Below are 22,236 nucleotides of genomic sequence, written 5' to 3' on the forward strand. Positions count from 1 at the left end.
CGCATTGATCGGCCAGCACGAACCCAACGTGGACGGCCAGGTCCTCCCCACCCGCGGCGAACTGCGCTGCGTCGTGGCCGACGTCGGCGGAGACCTACCCCGGACCGGCTGGCCTCGCTCCGGGCGCTGCCCGAGAGGGCGAGGCCGGTCCCGGTGGTGAGGTCCGCCCCGACCACGTAGGCGCCGGGCACCGGCGGTGCGGCCGGGCTTCGGATCAGGATCCGCACCGTGTGCCGTCGGCCGCCAGTGCACGGACCACCCGGCGCCCGAGCTGTCCGGTGCCGCCGCTGACGAGCACGCTGGTCATCGCACTCCATCCGTCAGGACTGGTCGGGGAGGGGAGCGTCGCCGCCGGGCCTCGACGAACCGTCGGCCCGCGCACCTGCCTCGCGTCAAGCGGGCGTCAAACCGCCGCGAGCACCGTCGGGTCGAGACACCCCAGCTCTTGGAGGGACGATGACCTCCCGCGGCTCACCGGCCGGCATCGTCTTCCGGCGGCTCGTCACAGATCCTGAGCGGCGACAGGCCGCACGGTTGCTGCCGGATTGCGGCCGCGACGACCACGACTCGGCCTGCGTCTGGTACGGCTTGTGCGACCTGACCGCGACCGAGGGCTGCGGCCTCGCGGGAGTGGCGGTGGTCCGCCCCCTCGGTCGCACGACGGCTCGGTTGTGCGGCCTAGCCGTGTCGGCGGCCTACCGGGACCCCCACCTCGGACGCCGGCTGGTGTGCGAGGTCGCGGACGGGCTCCGGGCGTCGGGCGTCGAGGTGCTCACCACCCCGCCCGCCCTCGACCGCCGGGTCGCCGCGCTGCTGGTCTCGGTCGGTCTCGTCCAGGGGGAAGAGGGTCAGGGCTGCGGATCGGGGTGGTCGCAGCTCCCGCTGTGACGCTGGGTCGCGACCGAGCGGCACGTCTCGACGGCGCGCTGCTGCAGCAGGACGGAACCCTGATCAGCGGCCAGGGTGACAGCCCGGTGGAGAGTGCTGCAGACATCCTCGGCCCGCGGTTCGGGCAGGGCGACCAGGGCAAGCGCCCGTAGGCGGTGCAGTTCGGGTTCGTAGAGCCGCTCGCCGGTGTGCTCGACCCGGGAGAGGGCGTCGTCCAGCAGCCGTAGCGCCGTCATCGGCTGCTGATTGCGGAGGTGGGCCTCGGCCAGCAGCCCGAAGCCCCAGGCCAGGAGGTGCTGGACGCCGCCCGCCTCGATCTGGGTGAGCTGACGGCGCAGCGAGGGGATGGCGACCTGGGGATCCCCTTCCACGGCCTCCACCCAGCCCAGGACCACTGCCGAGTATCCGCCCGGCGCCGGGAAGTTCCACCTGTTGGCCAGGTCCTGCGCTTCGGTGGCCCAACCGCGCGCTGCCGAGCTGTCGCGGCGTAGGGCGGCCATCAGCGCAGCTCCGGTCAAGACGGCAGCCCGCGCGAACGGGTGCTGCTCGCGGGACCCCTCGACGGCCGCCGCGACCAGGCCCGCGGCGGGCTCCAGCTCGCCGAGTGGGTCCAGCACGGCGGAGAGCTGCAGCTGCAGGATGAACACCGGCGGAAGGGGATTGCGCTGCGTGGGCGCTCGGTCTCCCACCCGCAACCCCTGCTCGAGCTGCTCTCGGGCCTCGAACAGCCGCCCCTGGCACCACAGCGTCCTGCCCAGCGCCAGGTGTCCGACGGTGGACGCGACCGGATCAGCGGTGTCCTCGGCGACCTCGAGCAGGCGCTCCGCCAGTGCGCCGGCGGTGCGGTGGTCGGCCCGGGCGTACGCCACCTCGAACAGGCTGTGGTAGGCCGCGAGCAGGGCCGACCTGTCGCCGAGATGGTCGGCCAGTTCACGAGCGCGGGCGAAGCTGGCCCACGCCTCCTCGCTCGCAGTGTCGTGCAGCTGGACCAGCAGCGTGCCGAGACGCAGCTGAACGCTCAACTCCGAGGCGGTGCGTTGGGTCGTCGGTGGAGTGGCGGCGAGCAGATCCAGGCACCGCCGCAGTTGCCGCTCGGCCTCCTCGTGCGCCAGGGCGTCCAGGCTCAGTTCCGCCGCGGCGAGGACATGGGGAACGGCCTGCTCGGCGCCGACCACCGGTGCGGCCAGCCACCAGTGGTGGGCCAACTGGAGGACGTGGTCAGCGTCGTCGCCGCGGTGATCGAGCAGCGCCTGCCCCACGCGGGCGTGCACCCGGGACCGGCGTGCCCGGCTGATCTCGCCGTAGATGGCCTCGCGGATCAACGCGTGTGCGAAGCGGAAGCGGCCCACCGTGGCCGGGTCCTCGACGACGAGGCCGGCGGACACGGTCAGCTCGACGGCGGCTAGCGCGTCGTCGTCGTCCACCCCGGTCACCGCACAGATGACGTCCAGGTCGAACTCCTGACCGATGACCGCCGCAACCAGCAGCACGGTGCGGATCTGATCAGGGAGCCGGCTCAGACGTCGGCGGAGGACGTCGCGCACGCCGGCGGGGACCTGCTGCGCGACCAGCGACGCCGCCTCGCTCGTGGTCCGCTCCGGCCAGCCATTGGTGCCGAGCAGACGGAGGACCTCGATGACGAAGAACGGGTTGCCACCGGTGCGGTCACTGATCAACCGGGCCAGCCCGTCGTCCGGGTCCGTGCCGGCGTGGGACGCCACGACCTGGGCCACGTCCGCGACTCCGAGGCCGGCCAGCTCCAGCCGGTCCACCAGGGCCGTGCGTGCCAGCTCGGCCAGCGTGTCGGCGAGCGGCTCCCCGCCGTCCAGCGTCCGGTCGCGGTAGGTCACCAGGACCACGATGGGGGCGTCGGCCAGCGTCGGGGCGAGGTGGCTCAGCAGCCGGAGGGAGGCGACGTCTGCCCACTGCAGGTCGTCGAGGACCACCAGCAGGCGTCCGGCGGAGGCGAGGTCCCGAAGCGCCGCGGTGGCGGCCTGGCAGACCCGGAAGCGGGCCGCTTCCGGGTCGACCACCGGCGCGGCGGCCCGAGGTTCGCCGCCCGCCAGTTCCGGCAGGATCCGGGCCAGCTGAGCGGTGTCGGCGGCCGACCCCGCCGCGGGTGGCCGGCCCGATCCGTCGCCCAGCAGGTCGCGGAGCACCTGTGTCCAGGGCCAGAACGGCGGGGTCCCGGCGTCCTGGTCGCTCCGACCCCAGGCCACCGTGGCGCCGGACAGGCGGGCGCGCCGCATCGCCTCCTCGGTGAGTCGCGTCTTGCCGATCCCGGGCTCACCGGCCACCAGGATGATCCGTCCCTGCCCGGCCGACGTCCCGGCCAGCGCCCGATCGATCACCCTCAGCTGCGCGTCACGGCCGACCAGGCCGCCGGGTGCCGCGGGGGGCACGACGCCCGGAGGGCTCACCGCCGGAACCGGGATCCCCGGTGCCGCCACGGGAGGTCGTCCGGCCCCGCTGGACTGAAGGGCAGCCGCCGTCCAGACCAGGTGGGGGGCCTGGGCCAGGATGTCCCGTTGGAGGTCCCGGAGCGGCTGTCCGGGGTCGAGGCCGAGTTCCTCGCGCAGTTGCCTGCTGAACTGCTGAAAGCTCTGCAGCGCCTCCGCCTGCCGTCCGCAGCGGTAGAGCGCCGCCATCCGCAGACCCTGGAGACGCTCCCGGAACGGGTGCTCCGCCGAGAGCTGCTCGAGCTCGGCGGTGATCCTGGCGTGCCGGCCGAGGGCCAGGTCCGCGCTCAGCCGACCCTCCAACGCGGTCAGCCGGAGATCGTCCAGGCGGGCCCGCTCGGCCTGGACGAAGGGAGCATCACCGAAGTCCGCCAGGACGGGTCCACGCCACAGCCGGAGGGCGTCCTGCAGGGTCTCCGCGGCACGCGCTGCCTCGTCCTGCTGCAGGAGGTCGTGCCCCGTCTGCGCCAGCGTCTCGAACCGCGTGGCGTCGAGGTCCTCCGGTCCCACCACGATGCGGTAGCCGGGCGCCTGGTTGACGATCACGGTCGCCGGCATACCGGGGGCGCGCTGCGGCTCCAGCAGCCGACGCAGATGTGAGACGTAGGCCTGCACCGACGCGAGGGTCTGCGGCGGCGACTGCCGGCCCCACACCTCCTCCACCAGCCTGTCGAGCGACACGACCCGGTCGGCGTCGAGCAGCAGGATCGCCAGGACGGCGCGCTGCTTCGGCCGCCCGAGGGCCAGGGGCCGTCCGGCATCCAGCACCTGCAGCGGCCCGAGGATGTCGAACTGCACCGCCCACCTGCCTCTCCGGCCCCGCCCGGCTGGCCGTCGGGTCATCTTGCCCCGCGGCGGCCCGGATCCCGCCCCTCGTCGGCGTCGCTGCGTCTCGCCCTGTCAAGCGGATGCCCACGATCCGTCAAGCCGCGGCGCCGACGCTGCTCCCGGGATCCCGGTTCCCGCGCCGACATCGATTCCCTTCCTCACCGGAGGCCCGCATGCGACTCGCCATCAAGCTGCTGCTGGTGTGGTTCACCCTCTTCGGATTCACGATCGGCGCCTGGCAGGCCGCCTTCCCGGCCTCCTTCTACGCCGACTTCCCCGGGACGGGACCCCACTGGGTCAGCCCGGACGGTCCCTACAACGAGCACCTGCTCCGCGACGTCGGACTGGGCAATCTCGCCGTCGGCACCGTCGCGCTCGTCGCGCTCCTGACCGGTGTCTTGTGGGTGGCCCGCGCCGTCGGCCTGGCCGTGGGGGTGGTGCACCTGCCCCACCAGCTCTACCACCAGGTCCACGTGTCGGTCCTGCCCACCACGACCGACCAGGTCCTGCAGTCGGGGAGCCTCGCCGCGGTCAGCCTGGCCGCGATCGCGCTGGTGGTCCTGGCGTTCCGGGTGCCGACCGCTCCTGCTCCCACCGCACCGCCGACCACCTACCGCGCACCCGCGCCGACATCCTCCTAGGAGATCTCATGGACATCGCGCAGGTCCTCGCCGACTTCGGCGACTGGGCGTTCGACCGCCACGCCAACGTGCTCAGCTGGTACATCCGGCCGCTCTTCCTCCTGCCGCTCGCCTGGTTCGCCCATCGCCGCAGCGCCTGGGGCATCGCCGGGACGCTCGTCGCCCTCACCACCAGCATCTTCTGGTTCCCCGCGCCTGCGCAGCCCGATCCGCGGGTGCTGGAGTTCCTCGACTTCGAGCGGGACTGGCTCACCGGGAACTGGGACGCGCAGCAGGTCCTGATGTCGCTGCTCAGTCCGCTGTCTCTCGCGGCCTTCTGCCTGGCGTTCTGGAAGCGGTCCGTCCTGTGGGGTCTGGTCATCCTCAACCTGATGGCCGTCGGCAAGCTGCTCTGGGGAGTCGTCGACGGAGACGGCACCGGATGGGCGATGACCGCGCCGGGGCTGGCGGGGATGGTCATCGGCGACGTCGTCCTCCTCTGGGTGTTGGGGCGGAAGCGGGCGAGCCGGCCGCAGCCCGCGATCGAGCCGTCCACGCCGTCCGTCCTGTCGTCGACGAGCTCCTCCTGACCGTCCGCCACACCCGGTCCTCCAGAGAAGGACGACGCTGATGACCACTCAGAACCCGCCCGCGACCAGCACGGTCTGCATTGCCGGCTGCGGGCCCGCTGGGGCGATGCTCGGTCTACTCCTGGCCCGCGCGGGCATCGACGTCGTCGTCCTGGAGAGGCACGCGGACTTCCTGCGTGACTTCCGCGGCGACACGGTGCACGCCTCGACGATGCAGGTGCTGGCGGAACTGGACCTGCTGGAGGGCTTCGAGGAGCTGCCCCAGCAGCGCACCACCACCATCACGCTGATGACCGACGACGGTTCGGTCCCGCTCGGTGACTTCACCCGGCTCCCGGGCCGGTTCCAGTGCCTGTCGATGGTGCCGCAGTACGAGTTCCTGGACTTCCTCACCACCGAAGCCGCGCGGTCCTCCTGCTTCGCACTCCACCGCCGGGTGGAGGTGGTGGGACTCATCGAGGAGGACGGCACGGTGGCCGGGGTCCGCTACCGGCGCACGGACGGCGACGGTCCCGAGGGGGAGCTGCGTGCGCTGCTGACCGTGGCCGCGGACGGACGCCACTCCGCGGTGCGGCGGGCAGCCGGCATGTCCGTGATCGAGTTCGGCGCCCCGCTGGACGTGCTCTGGTACCGCCTCCCCAAGAGCCCCGGGGACCCGGAGGCGTCCTTCGCGCGGCTGGTGCCCGGACGGTTGCTCCCGATGATCGACCGGGGCAGTTACTGGCAGGGCGCCTACACCATGCCCAAGGGCACGGTCGCGTCGCTGAGGGCGGCGGGCATCGAGGCGCTCCGGACGGACGTGCGGCGCGCGATGCCGTTCCTGGGCGACCGGGTCGGCACGGCGCTGCGCAGCTGGGACGACACCGGCTTCCTGGAGGTCCGGGTCAACCGGCTGCGCCGTTGGTACCGGCCGGGACTTCTGTGCATCGGTGACGCCGCCCATGCGATGTCCCCGGTTGCGGGAGTCGGCATCAACCTCGCCATCCAGGACGCCGTGGCCGCCGCCAACGCCCTCGTCCCACCCCTGCGCAGAGGTGCCGTGACACCCCGGGACCTCCGGCGGGTGCAGCGCCGTCGTGATCTCCCCACGCGGGTCACCCAGCTGGTGCAGCGCGGTGTCCAGCGACAGATGTTCGGCGCTGCCGGCGATCCGGTCCCGCCGCGTGGTGTTCCCGTGCCGGTGCGCCTCCTGTCCCGGATGCCGCCGCTGCTGAGGCTGTTCTCCCGCTTCATGGCCATCGGGATCCGCAACGAGCACGTCGCCCTGCCGACGCACGCGATGCCCGCCGGGCACGCCACCGTGCCGGGGTCGGCGAGCGGCCTCCGATGAGCACGCCCGTCGCCTCGCATCGGCGACTGGCGGGTCTCATCCGCCGGCACCCCGTCGGGAGCTTCCTCGCCTGGTCCTTCTCCGTCGGGCAGGCGATCGCCTTCCAGCCCGTCCTCGTGCGTGCGTGCTATGACGTGGACCTGCCCACGGCCCCGTTCGTCGTCGCGGCCAACCTGGTCGGCCTGCTGCTGCCGGCGGTCGTCGTCACCCGCGTCGTCGACGGGCCGGCGGGGGTTCGCGCGCTGTGGAGGCGCGCGGCCCGGGTACGGGTGCCCCTGCGCTGGTACGGGCTGGCACTGGTCGTCGTCCCCGCGGCGACCACGGCGATGGCCGTGGCCCTGCTCGGGCCGCCCGAGGGAACCGGCTGGGTGCTCGCCTCGGCCCTGGTCTCGGGACTGCTGGTCCAGCTGCTCCTGGTGTTCCTCACCACGAACTGGGCGGAGGAGGTGGCCTGGACGGGCTTCCTCCAGACCCGACTGCAGGATCGGCACGGGCCGCTGCGGGCCGCACTGGCGACGGGACCGCTGTTCGCGCTGCAGCACGCCGCCTTGGCGGCCGGCAACGGCTGGCTCGGCGGGGTGGCTGTCCTGCTGTTCATCACGGCGACGGCCGTCCCGTTCCGGTTCCTGCAGGGGTGGGTCGCCAACCGGACGGGCAGCCTGCTCCTCGTCGGTCTGGTGCACGCGGCGGGGAACGCGACGACCGGCGGCAGCGGATTCGGCGGTCCCGGCTTCCTGCCCCGGCTCGACTTCGGCGAGGCGGTGGGCCCGGTGCACCTGATGGCCAGCGCGGCACTGGGCCTGGTCGTCTTGGCCGCCACCCGTGGCCGACTGGGTCGCCCAGCGGCGGGCAACGCCTCCGCCCTGACCGGCTCCCGGTCTTCCGCGCTCGAGGGGGTCCCGGTGCGGCTGGCCGGCCCCCTTCCGACGGGCCGGCGGCCACCGTCGCGTCGAGTGCCCGAGTCCTCGGCGAGCCGACGGTGACCGGCACGGCGCTCTACCGCCTGGCCAGCCGGGGGCTGCCACGGCTGCCGTTCCCGCTCAACGTCCGGATCCAGCGGCTGGGACGGACGCCTCGCGCGGCAGGGGTGGTCCCGGCCGGTCAGCACGTGGAGACGCGGACCGCGGGCGGGGTTCCCGTCACGTGGCTCCGTCCCTCGGCGGTCGACCGCGCCGCGCTGGTCTACCTGCACGGCGGGTCGTACGTGACGGGACCGGTGGCCGGGCAGTGGCGCTGGCTGAGCACGCTCAGCGCAGAGCTGTCGGTGGCCGCCATCATGATCGACTACCGGCTGGCGCCCGAGCACCCGCACCCGGCGGCGCTGGAGGACGTCGTCGCCGCCCTGCAGGCGCTGACGACGGCCGAGGTGCTGCGACGGGGCCGCTGGGCGCTGGTGGGGGACAGCTCCGGCGGCGCCCTGGCGCTCGCCGCGACGCAGATCCTGATCGCCGCCGGGAGCCCCTTGCCGGCGGCACTGGTGCTCATGGCGCCGTGGGTCGACCTGACCCTCACCAATCCGCGGATCCCGTCGACCGAACCCGCCGACCCGGTCCTCAGCCGCCGGTTCCTGCAGCCGTCGGCTGCGGCCTACGCCGGCCGGACCCCGCTGAGCGACCGCCGGCTGTCCCCGCTGTACGGCGACCTGGCCGGCATCCCGCCCGTGCACATCACCGCGGGGACCCGCGACATCCTCGTCCACGACGTCCGTCTGCTGCGGCAGCGGCTCCTGGACGCCGGCGTGGCCGTCGACCACCTCGAGGAGCCCGGGGCCCTGCACGCGTATCCCACCCTCGGTGCCGGTCCCGCGGCCGATCGGGCAGTGGCGGCCCAGGCCTCTTTCCTCCGCGGGCGCCTGGACCCCGATCAGGCACCCGGGTGCGCCGTCCGCTCGGAGAGCGGACCCCCCGTTGCGGCAGTGACCGGCCGTCCCGTGCCGCCTCCAGCAACACCCCTCATCCCGTCGAAGGAGAACGTCATGTCCAAGCGACTGTCCACCCACGTCGACATCGAGGCCACGCCCGAGCGGGTCTGGGAGGTGCTCACCGATCTCGCCGCCTACCCGATGTGGATTCCGTTCATCGTGCGTGCGGAGGGGGCCGTGGCCCCGGGCCGTCGGCTGACGCTGACGATGCAGCCAGTCGGCGGGCGGGCGACGACCGTGCGCCCCCGACTCGTCGAGGTCGCCGTCCACCGCGAGTTGCGGTGGCACGGCAGGCTGGGCCTGCCCGGGCTGATGGACGCGGAGCACGCCTTCGTGCTCCAGCCTCAGGACGGTGGCACCCGGCTGCTCCACCAGGAGACCTTTCGGGGTCTCCTCGTCCCGTTCACCGCTGCATCGCTGGACCGGAACACCCTGCCGGCCTTCGTCGCCATGAATGAAGCGCTCAAGCGGCGGGCGGAGGATCCGGCGCGCGCTCGGGCACGTACGGGCCCGGTCGACGGCGGCGGCACGGATGCGGGCAGGGCATGAAGCGGCGATCCGTGCTCCAGGCGAGCGCCTGTGCGAGCGGGGCTGCTGTCGCGGGGAACGCCTTCATCGGGGAGGGGGCGATGGCCTGGTTCCGTGGCCTCACCGCGCCGCGCTGGCAGTTGCCCGTGCCTGCCTTCCTGGTCGTCGGTGCGCTGTACTACGGGCTCATCGGCTACGTGCTGGCACGGAGCATCGATCGGCGAGACGCCCGGAGCACCGCCTGGAGCCTGGCGGTCCTGGTCGGCAACGAGGCCTGGAACGGGGTCTTCTTCGGCCGTCGGAGCACTCGCGCCGGCTTCGCCGGGGTGTGCGCCTTCGTGGTCCCGCTCGTGGCGCTCCAGCGATCGGTCGCGGGGGACGCGCGCTCACGCAACGCCCTGGCCCCGTACCTGGCCTACGTCCTCATCTACGACCTGCCGTGGACCTACCGGCTGTGGAGACTGAACCCGACACCCGCGCGGAGGCGCCTCCCCGGCACGGACGACTGACGGGCCGGCACCGATCACGCGGATCCGTCGGGTGGAACCCGACCTGCCACACGTCTGGTCGTCGGACGATCGCAGCCAGCCTTGCGTCAGCGACTCGCCCCCGCCACGGCACTCTTCCGGTGACGTGGTGCTCGCGCCCTTGCAAGGCATGAGGGACGCGAGCACCACCATCGAGCTCACCGTCCACCAGTACGTGCACCCCGGCCCCGGGCTGCCAGGCGGCGAGCCGTTTCGCGGCGCCGCTCGAGGACCGCATCGAGGCGCGAAGCACCACGAGGGCTCCACCCGTTCCAACAGCGGAACACCGGGCTCCTGACCTGCCGGAGAACCGGGCGATGAGATGTCCGAGGAGCGACTCGCTGCTCACGTACGGGTCGCGGTGGGCGGGAACCGACACTGCATAGATCGCTCTGTTGCTCACGCGACGGAGCGTGGATAGTGCCTCGCGTGGTCGCGCGCTTCCTCGCTCTCCTCTCAGCGGTGCTGGCTGGGCTCCTGACGGGCGGGATGATCCTGATCGACGTCGTGCTCCTCCCGTTCTGGCGCACTGTCCCGCCAGAACAGTTCCGGACCTGGTTCGCGGCCCACTCCGACCGGATCCGAACTCTGATGATCCCTCTCGGCGCAGGCGCAGCCGCCGCGAACGCTGCGTCAGCCGTCGTGCACACGGCGAAGGGCAACCGGGCCGGAGCGGCGTCCGTGGCGGCGGCGGCGGCAGCCGGCGTCGTCGCGATCACCATCACCGTCAACGAACCGATGAACCACCGGTTCACGGCCGAGCAGCTGACGGACGCCGAGACCGCCAACCTGCTCGAGAGGTGGGCACGGTGGCATCGCCTCCGCGTGGCGCTCGGTGTTCTGGCGACTCTCGGGGCGGTGTCGGCTCTGATGGACAAGAAGTCCTGAGCTGACGTCTCGCCCCGTTTCGAGGCGACTGCGGTCTTCGGAAGCGAACGACGACGGTGGCGTTGTCGCCCAGGCCGCGTCGTGCCGGCATCGGACCGCCCGGCAGCACCTTCGCCGGACGTCAAGACGCCGCAGCAGGGTGTCGTACAGCAACGCGGTCGGAACGAGGCCGTACCGGCCGGAACGACGGTGAACGCCGCGGCCCTCACACCAGCAGGGACGGTACGACCCCGCATGTCGGCGAACCCCGGGCACGTGACTGGGGGTCAAGGGGTCGCAGGTTCGGATCTGGTCAGCGCTACACGCGAGAGCGCAGGCCAGGGGTTGGTCGGGAGGAGTCCGGACCGGCCCCTGACTGGGGCTCGGTCCTGACCACCTTCAGTCCCACCCCCTTGCCCGCGGCCGGCTCCCGGGTGCAACGTCCGGCTGGGGGAGGGCCGTCGCCCTGGCCCGCGGCCCCCCGTCGTCGAAAACTGTCCACGGAGTAGTCGGTGACCCCGACAGCTGCTTGACCAGTGCATGCGCGACTGGCGGGCGCGATGTCTGGCTGGTTGACCCTGGACGCGGCGATCGGGATGCCGCTCTGCAGGCTCACGCGGTCGTGACCCCGAAGGGGCGGGTGCAGGCCCTTCTGCAGAGGTGTGCTCCTCCTGATCTTGGCTTCCCTCCAGTGGCTCGCGGTCAGGGGCGGTGCCCTCGTGGAGGCCGCCAATTGATGTCGGCGTCCAGCCGATGGCGATGAGTTCGGCACCATCGCCTTGCTGGTCGGCCTGACCGCCGTCCTCATCCCGGAATGGGGCAACGGACGCCCTGCGCATCGCCGCGCTGCGGTGGTGGGGTGGCGCTGTTGGTGGAGGTCAGCGGGTGGGCTCGACGGCTCCGAGGCCTCGTCAACTGGATCGCACCCGCGCGCGGGGCCCGTGACCGCGACGACGACGCCGACCTCGAGCCTCGGCGGGAACGAAGCCCCGATCGAGGTTCCGGAGCCGCAAGTGACCCTGCTCGGTCAGCCGCCGCCGGACACCTCCGCGGCGGCCGCGACGAGCCAGAGCACAGAGCTCGAGCAGCTCGCCGGCAGGAGTACGCCGGACACGACGTCCTGCCCACCTCGATGGCCAGTGGTGGCGCGATCTCGGCCGCGTCTTGAACCGTGGAGCGCAGCGACACCGTCAAGGACATGTGGCGACTGCCCCGGCTGCGAGTCCCTTCTCGGGTATCCCCACCGACGGTTCGGGTCCAGCTCAGGGATTGCCCGGTGGCGTCCCCGTTCGCATCACGATGTCGTGAACCATGTGGCCAGACAAGACCAGGTCGGCCTCAGCAACGCCGGCCTGCGCGGCGCGGTGATCAGCGCATTCTTGCGACGACACCTGCGGGTCGCCGCGAAGGCGCCGCGGACGAACCACCCTTGAGCCGGTGGTGACTTCTGGGCGCGTCGATCCCGGGGCCTGTGTCGTCGATGAGCCGACAGTGCTGTCCCGTCCGATCACATCCGCCGCGGTAGGAGCCGTTAGATTGGGTGCCTTCCATCGGCGAGCGCCTCGGTGCCTGAAGGGCAGGGCGACGGGAACGAGACGGAGAAGTGCCCGGTGGCGACGAGCAGGTCCGGTTCCACCGGCACGGCCGGAGTCGTGCGTGCCCGTCACCAGTGGACCGCTACGGCCGACCGGATGGCGCTCAACCGCATCACCGACCTCGCCGCGCGGCTGCTGGGCGTCTCTGCCTCGCAGGTGTCCCTGCTGTCGGACGTGCAGACGGTCGTCGGCGGCACCGGGCTGCCCCCAGGCGCAATCGGCAGTCAGGGCCCGCTGGAGGACTCGCTGTGCACCGTCACCGCGGCGTCCGGCCGGCCGCTGCTGGTGGCCGACGCGGGGAGCGACGTGCGGGTCGCCGCGCTGCCGCCAGTGACCTCCGGCGCGGTCGGATCCTACCTGGGAGTGCCGCTGGCAGGGGCCGACGGCCGGCCGGTCGGTGCCCTCTGCGTGTTCGACCCCGCGTCCCGGGAGTGGACGCCGGCGGACGTGGCGGTGCTCGAGCAGCTGGCACGGTCGGTCGTCGTGGAGCTGGAGCTGGCTGCGGTCAGCGCCGACCGGCGCGCCGACCGGGCCCGCATGGACCTGGCCGTCGAGGCCGGGGGAGTGGGCACCTTCGACTTGGACCTGGCGACCGGCGCGCTGGTCCTCGACGACCGGCTGCTGCAGCTCTCCGAGCTGGACCCGGCCTCGTTCGGTGGCCACCCCGAGGAGGTGTACGCCCGCGTGCACCCCGACGACGTCCAGGACGTCATCGCCCGGGTCGGGCACGCATTGGACACGGGGGGCTCCTACGAGGCCGAGTACCGGATCGTGCTGGCAGACGGCTCGCACCGCTGGGTCGCCGCCCGCGGCCGGGTGGTCGGCGACCGCGGCGGGCAGCGGCTGATCGGCGTCGCGAACGACACCACTGCCCAGCGGGAGCCGATGCAGCGCACCGCCGAGCTGCTGGAGGGCCTGGCCGTGGCGTTCATCGCGATGGACAGCGACTGGGTGATGACGCATGTGAACACCGAGGCCGAGCGGATCGCGGGGCGGCCTCGCGCGCAGCTGCTCGGCCGCACGCTGTGGGAGGTGTTCCCGGCCACGGTCGGCACGGACTTCGAGCAGCACTACCGCCGGGCCGCGGACAGCGGCCAGCCCGTCACCTTCGACGCCTACTACCCCGAGCCCCTCAACGTGTGGGTGGAGGTCCGCGCCGTGCCGGGACCGCAAGGCGTCGCCCTGTACTTCCTGGACATCACCGAACGGGTCCACCTGCAGCGGCGCAGTGAGCTGCTCGGGCGGGTGAGCGCCGAGCTGACCGGCACGTTGGACGCCGAGGTCGCGGTCGCCCAGCTGGCTCAGCTGGTCGTTCCCGCCCTGGCCGACTGGTGTCTGGTGACGTTGGTCGGCGACGACGACCAGCACGGGTTCCGCCATGGGTTGCAGGACGTCGGCTGGTGGCACACCGACCCGGATCTCCTGCCGGTCGTCGCCGCCTACGCCGTGGAGCGCATCCCCGCCCTCAGGGACACGTCGTTCGTCGCCCGCGCTCTGAGCACCGGGCGGCCGGTGACCCTCGACCGGGATGCGACGGCCCGCATCCGGGAGGTGCTGCTGCCCGGTCCGGCACACGAGCTGCTCGCCCGACTGGCGCCGGAGTCCCTCACCGTCCTCCCACTGCGCGGCCGGGGGCGCACGGTCGGGTTGCTGAGCCTGTTCAGCGGCGCCGGCCGGGCCCCCCTCACCGCCGAGGCGCTCTCGACCGCCGCAGACATCGCCGGCCGCGCCGGCTTGGCGCTGGACAACGCGCGCCTCTACCGTCAGCAGCGCCAGCTGGCCGAGGGCCTGCAGCGGTCGCTGCTGACCGCACCCGCGCAACCCGACCACGTGCAGGTCGTCGTGCGCTACACGCCGGCGGCCGAGACCGCGCAGGTCGGCGGCGACTGGTACGACGCCTTCCTCCAGCCCAGCGGCGCCACGATCATCACCATCGGTGACGTCCTGGGGCACAACGTCGAGGCGGCAGCGGCCATGGGGCAGATCCGCTCGATGCTGCGTGCCATCGCGGTGACCACCGGCGCAGGGCCGGCGGAGATCTTGCGCCGCGTCGACGAGGCCATGACCACGCTGCAGGTGGAGACCACCGCCACCGCGGTCGTCATCCGGCTGCAGCAGACCGACGACGATGTGCGCCGGGGCGTGACCGAGATCCGCTGGTCCAACGCCGGCCACCCGCCACCCATGGTCGTCAACCCCGATGGGACGGTCATGCCGCTGACCGGGCCGCGTGCGGAGCTGCTCCTCGGCGTCGACGAGACCACCCGACGCCGCGAGTGCGGCGTCACCCTCGACTGGGGTGCGACCCTGGTCCTGTACACGGACGGGCTCATCGAACGCCGCGACCAGACCCTCGACGACGGCCTCGACCGTCTGCAGCAGGCCCTCCAGGAGCTGGCCGACCGAGAGCTCGACGAGCTGTGCGACGAACTACTGGACCGGATGCTGCTTGGCCGGACCGACGACGACGTGGCACTCGTCGCGGTGCGTCTGCACCGTCAAGACCGCCGTCGCCCTACCGAGGCCGGCCCCAACCGCATCCCACCCGACGTCGCCGACAGCCCGGACGTCATCTCGCCGGTGGAGTGACGACTGGCGGCCGGTGCACGGGCAGCTGGAGGAGGCCCAGACGTCCGCGACCCCTGCACGCTGCTGATCATCGACGGCGTGCCGGCCGAGGTCGGGTCGGAGCGGCTGGGTCCCGCCAGTCACCACCCCGCCGCTCGGCCGACCACGTGCCGTCCTTGCGCCTGAGGGTGGACCCGTCAGTCGGACGTGGGGCGACGCGCCTCGTAGGTCATCACGCATTCGCCGTCGACCGTGGTGCCCGCGTCGCCGGCCTCACGGCGAGGCCCCGTACTCGGCTGCTATCGCGGCCATGTTCGCCAGTTGCTTCTTGGTGACGCCCAGGCCGGTCACGCGGCTGAAGATGAACGACTGGATCCTCCGTGCCAGGTCGGCCTCATCAGCTGGGGACAACTTGTCCGCGTCGATGAGGCTGCCCCGCCGGAGTTCGGGGAACAGTTCTCGGAGCCGAGGGTCCTTGAAGATCCTGCGCGCCAGCGCTGAGCGCACTGCGGACACGTCGTCGTTCGGCACGGCGAAGACCGTCGTCCGCAGGAACTCCTTGACCTCGTCCACCGTCGAGCCCGGGTTGAGCGCCGACGGCCAGGCCCCCCGTGCGGACAGCTCTCCGTAAGCGTTCAGCAACGCGTGCGCCGTTCGCTCCGGCAGCTTCAACCAGGATTTGGCGTCGTACAGCTTCAGCATGTTGTTGACGTAGCGCTGGGCGATGGTGAACCTCGACGCCGTTAAATCGAGGCCGTAGACCTTCACCTGCCACGCCTGTCGGGGGGAGATCAGGTCGAGGCCGGGGAAGTTCGTGCGGAGCTCGTTGAGGTCGAAGACGGCATTCGGCGACAACCCCTGCTTCTCCAGGGTCCATCGCAACATCTCCTGCGCCGCCTTCTCCCCGGCCTGTGCCGCGGTGCCGCCGGCGGTGATCACTTCGGCTGCCGCAGCCAGGGCGGCGCTCACCGCGCTCGCCGGCAGGGCGAGCAGCAGTCCGCCCAGCAGGACCGCGGCGTGGTCGGAATCGCTCAGTTGCTCGGTCAGCCAGTCGAGGATCCCCGGCGCCGGTTTCCGCACGGTCGTGGTGCGCTTCTTCTGAGGCCGCTTCCCGGGGTCGACCTTCCTCGTGTCGCGCTTCCTGGGATCCTTGTTCCTCGGTCCCGGCGACCTGGGGGCGGGCTTGGGCCGCTGCCTGGTCGGTGCGGCCGGGTACGTGATCGGCACGAGCAGCACCGGCCGACCGACGGCGATACCCGGATAGCCCCACGCGTAGTACTGCGGTGACGTGATCCCTGCAAAGGGCACGACGAGTGGTGGCCCCATCAGGAACGGGAATCCGGCCGCCGAGCCCGCTGCCATCGGCCCCGTCGACCGCTGGGCCTGCTGCTGCGGGTCCACGACCTGCCGCAGACGCTGTGTGCTCCGCTGCGGTGGATCGATGCCCCGTGCAGCCCCCCGCTCGCGGGCAGCCAGCCGATCGACGAGGTCGTCGCGCAGCGCCGTCGATAGTTCGTAGGTCAGGAACTGACCCAGCGGGTCCCGGGGATCGGCCACACGCCTGTACATCCGCGACGCCTCGGCCTGGGGGATGCCCTCGACCAGGTCCTGCAGGGCCTGCCGGCGGGCGGCGAGCCGGCCGAGATCCTGCCCGCCGATGGGCTGCTGGAGGAGTTCCACCAGCCGCTTCTGCGCGTCGTCGTCCGGCCGGGCGTTCCGCCGGGCGCGCTCCCACTCGGGGAACGGCGGCCCACCGCCCGGCCCGCCGCCCACGGCTACGGCTCGTCGACGACGACGGGCCCGGTCTCGCCTTGGATGAGCACCCGCTTGTCGACGTTCGGGTCCTCGCGTTCACCGGCGAGCAGCCGCGCCATCCTCCGGATGCTCTCCAGTTGCATCGCCCGTACCTCCTCCTGGACCTTCTTGGCGTCCTCGAATCGGTGCACCTTCTTGTACGGCTCGAGCATCGTCTCCGTTGCGGGCAGCGCCTCGATGAACAGCGACTCCGACGGCACGACAAGGACGTCGTCCATCCCACCCGGCGGCGTGAGCGCCTGTTCGTGCTCGGCCAGGTCCGCCCGCAGGCCTTCGAGCTCCTCCTCCGTCACGGCCTCCTGCAGGCACTCGACGTAGTCCGTGAACTCGTCCGCCGTCATCACGTCAGGATCGGTGGGGTCCATCAGCTCGCCGGTGGCACGGTCGACGTAGGGATCCATCATGAAGTCGGTCAGCGCGTTGGACTCCAGCAGCGGGAAGACCATGTAGTTGCCCTTGAACCCGAGCAGGGTGTCGAGGTCGGCGACCTCCGACAGCGGCGCAGAGGCCGGCTCGGGATCGACCGCGGTGTCGGCCTCGAACGGGAAGCCCCTCACGTCGAGCCCGCCGAATCGCGGCAGGCTCGTGTGCGGTGGGGTGAACATGCCGGGCACCGGATCGTCGAACTCGATCCGAAAGGCGCGTCGGGTCGAGGTGAACACCGGCACGGGCACCGTGTGCAGCCGGAAGAAGCGCTGGTCGGGTGGCTCATAGGTCCACACCGCCTGCATGTAGTAGAGGATGTTCTCCTTCACGTGCACCTGGAGCCGAGCGATCTCGGTCAGGTGGTCGTAGTGCTCCCGGACCGCCTTGGCGTAGCTCTCCATCAGGGCATTGAGCGCGGTCACCTCGCGCTCCAGCCGGAACAGCAGGTCACGCGCCTGGTCGGCCGCCCGCTGTGCCGCGTCCTGCATCGCCTGGCGGTTGTTCGCCGTCTGGTCGGCGTCCCCGCCGAAGACGAGGTCACCGACACCGCCGAGCACGTCCGCACCGAGATCGGCCACTTCCTCGGCGATGTCACCGACGAACCCGAAGAGACCGCCCCCTCCGCCGCCACCGTCGGACGGGACCGCCCTCCGGTAGACCGCCCGCTCGAGCAGCGCGTTCTGCGCCTCGGCGTTGCGCCGGGCCGCGACGACCTCCTCGCGGAGCTCGTCGACGATGGCCCGTTGCTGGTCGACGTTGACCTTCAGCTCCGCCACCGCCGTCTCCTCCCCGGCGGTCCTGGTCAGGACGGCGAGCGCCGGCAGGAAGGAGTCGTCCAGCACGGCCCGCTTGAGGATCCAGTCGTGCACGACCAGCCAGTCGATGTCGATGTCATGGGGCGCCGGCACCTCCTGGGCCACCAGCACGACCGGGCGCACCCGGTGCAGCCGCTCGCGCACGCGGAAGCGGCGCTGCAGCTCGTAGAGCAAGAAGGTGACCGCGATCTCATCGTTGGGGTTGCTGATCTCGGTGACCTCGGTCGTCTCGAAGTCCTCGCTCTCCTCGGTGTTGACCTCGGTCGTGCGCTCCGCCTTCACCTCCTGGGCGACCTTGAAGGTGTTCTCGTGCAGCGACTTGCGGATGTCATCGGACGTCTTGCCCGCCTCCCGGGTGAAGGCGTTCGTGTGCGTGCCGCTGAAGACGTCGACGCTCCCGCTCACGGAATTGCTCATCGAGAACGTCGTCTTCGCCGACGCCCGCCGGGCGATCTCCTCCTCGGCACGGCTGGTGTCGCTCAGCTCCTCGCGCACGACACGCAGGTTGTTCGCGAGTTCGCGCTGCGATCGCTTCCGGTGGACCTTGCGCGTGACGGTGAGCTTCTGGGTCTGCCTGGGCGCGAGCGGGATGGACTTCACCAGCGGGCCGGCCTGGTAGCTGAGCGGCCGCCAGACCTGCCGATAGGTGTTCAGCAGTCCGAAGTTGACGCTGCGTTCGCGGCGATTGGCGGCGAACACCGTGAACGCGTAGGTGCCGCGCAAGCGTTTCTGCAGCTCGAGCAGGAGACCCGGCAGCCGGTCAACGGGGTCGCCGGTGGAGGTCCCGGTCGTGGTGCCGGTCCGGTGGTCACGGACGACGGGCGCGTTGCCGGTGCGGTGGTCGCGGACCACCGGCGTGTTGCTCTGCCGGCGGTGGTCCCGCCCAGCGGACGGTTCCGAGCCGCTGCCGCTCACGACGACGCCACCCGGCGCGCCGGACGGCGGCTGCGCGGGCTTATCGCCGCGGTGGTCCCGGACGACGCGACCGGCCGCGAGGACCATTCGTCCCTCGGCCAGGAGCCCACCCACGAGATCCTGACCCGTTCCCGTGATCCCCTCGGGGGATCCGCCCAGCTCGACGATCGCCTGATAGGCGTCCTCGGCGAGGTTCAGCACACCCTCGTCGACCGCCTCCTGCCAGACGTGCTGGAAGGCGATCTGCAGCTGGGTGTAGTCGCGGAACGCCGGGACATCGGCCGGGCTCGGCCGGAGCGCGAAGGAGCCGACGCTGGCCTCGACCGTCGTCCGGGACGCCGACACCATGAGCCCCGTCTCCGCCTGCTCCTCGGGCGGACTCATCGTTCCCATGACCCGGGCCAGGAACCGGGGCACGTCCGCGTCGGTCGACGGCTCCACGTTCTCCCCGGCCACGTGCGGGCGGTGAGGTTGAGGGGTGGTGTTCGTGCCGAGCGGCGTCGTCGCGCCCAGCCCCGTCCCGGCGGGGCAGAACGTCGCGGCGTCCGGGCGTTGCACGAAGGAGCCGGCGGCCCGGTGTCCGGTCACGTCGGCCAGCGCGTCCGCGGTGACGAAGCCGGACTCATCGACCCGCGCGCGCAGGGCTTCCACCTCAGCCGCACTCAGCGTCAGGATCCCGCGAACCGGTCGGCGGACCCCCGGCTCGTTCACGATCCCGGTGATGTTGCGGGCCATCACCGCGTGGGACTTGTCCGCGACGCTCTCGTCTGCGGTGACGAATCGGTCGGAGTCATGGCCTGACGCGGGCACGGAACTGAGCCGTCCGGCCAGCCTCGGGCGCAGGTCATCGGAGAAGTGCGCGAAGCGCTGCTTGTGCCGGTCGGCGCGGACGGCGGCTGCGGCGATGGAGGCGTCGACGACACCGCTCTGCCAGGTCTCGATCGCTTCCAGGCGTCTGGCGACGCCGCCGGTGGGCTCGGCCAGGAACGTCGCGCCGCTCGGCACCGCGATGCCGGCCGCCCCGAGCAGATCGGCACCCAGGCGGACCAGGTAGCTCTCTGTCCGCGCTGAGTTCTGCCGCACCGCGGGCGAGGCGTAGAGGACCCTGTCGTCGTACGCGAGGCCGGGCTCCTCAGGCGCGAGGACGACCAGTTGGAGGTCGGGCCGCTTCTCCTCGTTCCTGATCCTGAAGTCGGCGTCGTCGTACGTGATCGAGAAGCGGCCATCGGGACCAGTGAGGACGGATCCGAGGCGGTCCGCGCCTCTGGCAAGAGAAGACGCCGCCCGCTCGGCGGGTCCTGATGCGCCGCCTTCAACGGAGGGAAGGGGCTCCTCCGCCTTGGTGCCGGCGTCCACGTCGTTGAGGACGACGAGCAGGTCCGGAACTCCCACGCCGGAGTCCTTCACGACGATGCGGCCGGTGACGACGTTCATGGTCCCTCCGCCGGGCTGATCGACTACCGGGCGTGGCAGGCCGATGACCGACGCGCCGACGCGATTCGAGCGGTCGCCCCGTGAAGGCGCCCATGCCGTTCACGCCAGGTCGACGTGATCCATGCGGTGACCGAGATCCACCACCACGACGAGCGGTCTTCCGATGAGTCGGTGCTCCATCAGGACGGCTCGGGCGTCGCATCGGAGTCGTCCGGTGGCCACCGCGGCGATGCACGGTCGACTCCGCCGTACACGAGGAAGCACTTCGGCGCCCCTCCCCCCAGAGGCCAGAACGGTCTCGGCCGTCTCGGCGACAGCATGGCGCGGTAGCGGACGCCGGTGAAGCCCTTCGGTCGCGGGGTTGCAGCGATGGGTGGCAATCGGCACGACAGGACGATCGGCGCAGGACGTCGATGGCGACGTAGCGGACGATCGTGGTGACCGTGACCGTGTCCACCTGTCGTCGCCGGCGACAGGACTCCCGCCGCACGAGTCGGCGCAGGTCGATGGCGATGGCACCCATGCCAGGTCGCCGACCGGCCCGAGGTGCGTCAGCTCGTCGTGGGGTGGGCGAGCGCGAACGCGCCGGGCTACAGCTCGTCGAGCAGCCGCTCGCAGGCGGTCATGCGGCGCCGAGCCCGTGGCGCCAGCTGGGGTGCGCCGGGCGCCACCCCAGCTCGCCCTTGGCCTTGGCGTTGGAGGCGCCGCGGAGCTCGGTCATCATCACCACGCCGGCCTCACCGGCGAACAGCCGCCCGATGAACCGCGGCACGCGCACCGGCTGCCTGGCACCCAGCTCCTGCGCCAGGGCCGGCAACCACTCGGCGACGGGGGCGGGGTCGTCGTCGACGACGTTGTAGACGCCGCGGCTGCCGTGCTCGATCGCCGCGACCGTCGCCTCCGCGGCGTCGGCGACGTGGATGAACGACCACACGCCGCCGCCGTCGCCGACCAGCGGGAACCTGCGCCTGCGGACCAGCTCGGGCTGCTGCCCGCCCGGTGCCATCGACGTTCCCGGCCCGTAGAAGGCGCCGTAGCGCAGCACGATCCCCTCCGTCCACCGTGCGCCGAGGACCGCCCGCTCGAGATGACGGACCGCGGCCAGGGTCTCCCGCATCTCCCGCGCGGGCGCGGAGTCCAGCGGGTCCTCCTCGGTCTTGATCGGCGCACCGGTGCGCGCGTACGCGCCATAGCCCGCGATCGACTGCGCGACGAACCGCCGCACCCCCACGGCCTGCCCGGCGGAGAGCAGATGGTCGGTGCCCTCGATCCGCAGGCGGTTGGTCAGCGCGAAGTCGCGGTCGAAGTGACGCATGTCCAACGCCCCGATCGCGGTCAGCTGATGGACGATCACGTCCGGCCGCGCCCGGCCCACGGCCTCCGCGACCTGGACGGGATCGAGCGCGTCCGCGACCACCGGCACAGCCCCGAACTCGCGGAGCATCGCCTGCTTGTCCTCGCTCCGGGTCATGCCGTGGACCTCATGACCCGCCTCGACCAGACGCGGCACCAGCTGCCTTCCGATCGCTCCCGTAGCCCCTGCGACGAACACCCTCATGCCCAGCTCCTCGACCGTGGTTCACCGGTACCTGGTGCAGACGAGACCGCAGCCCCGGCTGTGACACCTCCGCAGCGGCGGCTCGAGCGCCGTGGGTCATGCGGGCGTTCCGCTGGTGGTCGGTACCGCGGCGCCCCAGCGGGTCAGCGCCGCCTCCAGTCCCTCCGGGGTGCGGCCGGCCCAGGCGACGTAGCCGTCGGGGCGCACCAGCACCGCGGTGGCGGCATGGTCCACGTCGAGCGTGGTGACACCGGGCGGGGCGGGTACGGCACCCGGCGGGGCGGCGAGCACGAACCGGCCCCGGCGCAGCGCCTCGTACAGCCGCGTGCCGTCCCTCGCGGTCATGTCGGGTGCCCGCGTGCCGACGAGCCGGTGCGCGCCCCGGGGACGGGGGTAGGCGATCCCCACCCCGCTCAACTGCAGCCGGATCCGATCGCCGATCGGCGGCAGGGCGAGCGCGGTCCGGGCGACCCGGTTGCGGACCGCGCGGGTCACCGGTGAGCGGAGCATCGCGGCGCGGATCAGCCCGCCGCTCATCCGCAGCACCATGCG

Annotated in this window: 14 protein-coding genes; 9 read left to right on the forward strand and 5 right to left on the reverse strand. The window is 72.2% G+C overall.

The window, feature by feature from the left end:
* Positions 1 to 726 precede the first annotated feature (726 nt).
* Entirely contained in the window at positions 727 to 888 is a 162-nt protein-coding gene (locus tag HL189_RS16515) for a hypothetical protein (RefSeq protein ID WP_369134806.1), read from the forward strand.
* Here the strand turns inward: HL189_RS16515 and HL189_RS16520 are convergent.
* Positions 849 to 4,145 (reverse strand): BTAD domain-containing putative transcriptional regulator, encoded by a 3,297-nt coding sequence (locus HL189_RS16520; RefSeq protein WP_369134807.1) that lies wholly within the window; start codon positions 4,143 to 4,145, stop codon positions 849 to 851. The two genes, HL189_RS16515 and HL189_RS16520, sit on opposite strands and share 40 nt — an antisense overlap.
* A 203-nt stretch (positions 4,146 to 4,348) precedes the next feature.
* Between HL189_RS16520 and HL189_RS16525 the strand changes: the two genes are divergently transcribed.
* From HL189_RS16525 to HL189_RS16560, 8 genes are all read left to right on the forward strand, one after another.
* Positions 4,349 to 4,816 (forward strand): hypothetical protein, encoded by a 468-nt coding sequence (locus HL189_RS16525; protein ID WP_369134808.1) that lies wholly within the window; start codon positions 4,349 to 4,351, stop codon positions 4,814 to 4,816.
* Between the two features lie 8 nt (positions 4,817 to 4,824).
* A complete protein-coding gene (locus tag HL189_RS16530; RefSeq protein ID WP_369134809.1) occupies positions 4,825 to 5,385 on the forward strand; it encodes a hypothetical protein in 561 nt (186 codons plus the stop codon).
* Between the two features lie 40 nt (positions 5,386 to 5,425).
* Positions 5,426 to 6,715 (forward strand): FAD-dependent oxidoreductase, encoded by a 1,290-nt coding sequence (locus HL189_RS16535; protein WP_369134810.1) that lies wholly within the window; start codon positions 5,426 to 5,428, stop codon positions 6,713 to 6,715.
* On the forward strand, positions 6,712 to 7,698 hold the full coding sequence (locus HL189_RS16540; protein WP_369134811.1) for a lysostaphin resistance A-like protein: 987 nt from the start codon (positions 6,712 to 6,714) through the stop codon (positions 7,696 to 7,698). Before HL189_RS16535 ends, HL189_RS16540 begins: the two co-directional genes overlap by 4 nt.
* Positions 7,695 to 9,185 (forward strand): alpha/beta hydrolase fold domain-containing protein, encoded by a 1,491-nt coding sequence (locus HL189_RS16545; RefSeq protein WP_369134812.1) that lies wholly within the window; start codon positions 7,695 to 7,697, stop codon positions 9,183 to 9,185. Before HL189_RS16540 ends, HL189_RS16545 begins: the two co-directional genes overlap by 4 nt.
* A complete protein-coding gene (locus HL189_RS16550; protein ID WP_369134813.1) occupies positions 9,182 to 9,673 on the forward strand; it encodes a TspO/MBR family protein in 492 nt (163 codons plus the stop codon). Before HL189_RS16545 ends, HL189_RS16550 begins: the two co-directional genes overlap by 4 nt.
* Positions 9,674 to 10,120: 447 nt before the next feature.
* On the forward strand, positions 10,121 to 10,579 hold the full coding sequence (locus HL189_RS16555; protein WP_369134814.1) for an anthrone oxygenase family protein: 459 nt from the start codon (positions 10,121 to 10,123) through the stop codon (positions 10,577 to 10,579).
* 1,670 nt (positions 10,580 to 12,249) lie between these two features.
* Positions 12,250 to 14,742, forward strand: coding sequence for a SpoIIE family protein phosphatase (locus HL189_RS16560; protein ID WP_369134815.1), 2,493 nt, complete (start codon positions 12,250 to 12,252; stop codon positions 14,740 to 14,742).
* 252 nt (positions 14,743 to 14,994) lie between these two features.
* On the opposite strand, the gene HL189_RS16565 is transcribed toward HL189_RS16560, so the two are convergent.
* From HL189_RS16565 to HL189_RS16580, 4 genes are all read right to left on the reverse strand, one after another.
* A complete protein-coding gene (locus tag HL189_RS16565) occupies positions 14,995 to 16,494 on the reverse strand; it encodes a hypothetical protein (protein ID WP_369134816.1) in 1,500 nt (499 codons plus the stop codon).
* A gap of 2 nt (positions 16,495 to 16,496) precedes the next feature.
* Positions 16,497 to 20,126, reverse strand: coding sequence for a hypothetical protein (locus tag HL189_RS16570; RefSeq protein WP_369134817.1), 3,630 nt, complete (start codon positions 20,124 to 20,126; stop codon positions 16,497 to 16,499).
* A gap of 622 nt (positions 20,127 to 20,748) precedes the next feature.
* Entirely contained in the window at positions 20,749 to 21,684 is a 936-nt protein-coding gene (locus HL189_RS16575; protein WP_369134818.1) for an NAD-dependent epimerase/dehydratase family protein, read from the reverse strand.
* Positions 21,685 to 21,780: 96 nt separating this feature from the next.
* Positions 21,781 to 22,233 carry a hypothetical protein gene (locus HL189_RS16580; protein ID WP_369134968.1) on the reverse strand — a complete coding sequence of 151 codons (453 nt, stop codon included), beginning with the start codon at positions 22,231 to 22,233 and terminating at the stop codon, positions 21,781 to 21,783.
* Between the last annotated feature and the right edge of the window lie 3 nt (positions 22,234 to 22,236).

Source organism: Modestobacter sp. I12A-02662, from assembly GCF_041028325.1.
Classification (GTDB): Bacteria; Actinomycetota; Actinomycetes; order Mycobacteriales; family Geodermatophilaceae; genus Modestobacter.

Coding starts and splice junctions, on each gene's coding strand:
- HL189_RS16535 (WP_369134810.1), top strand. CDS start 5,426: ATGACCACTCAGAACCCGCCCGCGACCAGCACGGTCTGCATTGCCGGC.
- HL189_RS16530 (WP_369134809.1), top strand. CDS start 4,825: ATGGACATCGCGCAGGTCCTCGCCGACTTCGGCGACTGGGCGTTCGAC.
- HL189_RS16575 (WP_369134818.1), bottom strand. CDS start 21,684: ATGAGGGTGTTCGTCGCAGGGGCTACGGGAGCGATCGGAAGGCAGCTG.
- HL189_RS16550 (WP_369134813.1), top strand. CDS start 9,182: ATGAAGCGGCGATCCGTGCTCCAGGCGAGCGCCTGTGCGAGCGGGGCT.
- HL189_RS16580 (WP_369134968.1), bottom strand. CDS start 22,233: ATGGTGCTGCGGATGAGCGGCGGGCTGATCCGCGCCGCGATGCTCCGC.
- HL189_RS16540 (WP_369134811.1), top strand. CDS start 6,712: ATGAGCACGCCCGTCGCCTCGCATCGGCGACTGGCGGGTCTCATCCGC.
- HL189_RS16570 (WP_369134817.1), bottom strand. CDS start 20,126: ATGAACGTCGTCACCGGCCGCATCGTCGTGAAGGACTCCGGCGTGGGA.
- HL189_RS16525 (WP_369134808.1), top strand. CDS start 4,349: ATGCGACTCGCCATCAAGCTGCTGCTGGTGTGGTTCACCCTCTTCGGA.
- HL189_RS16560 (WP_369134815.1), top strand. CDS start 12,250: ATGGCGCTCAACCGCATCACCGACCTCGCCGCGCGGCTGCTGGGCGTC.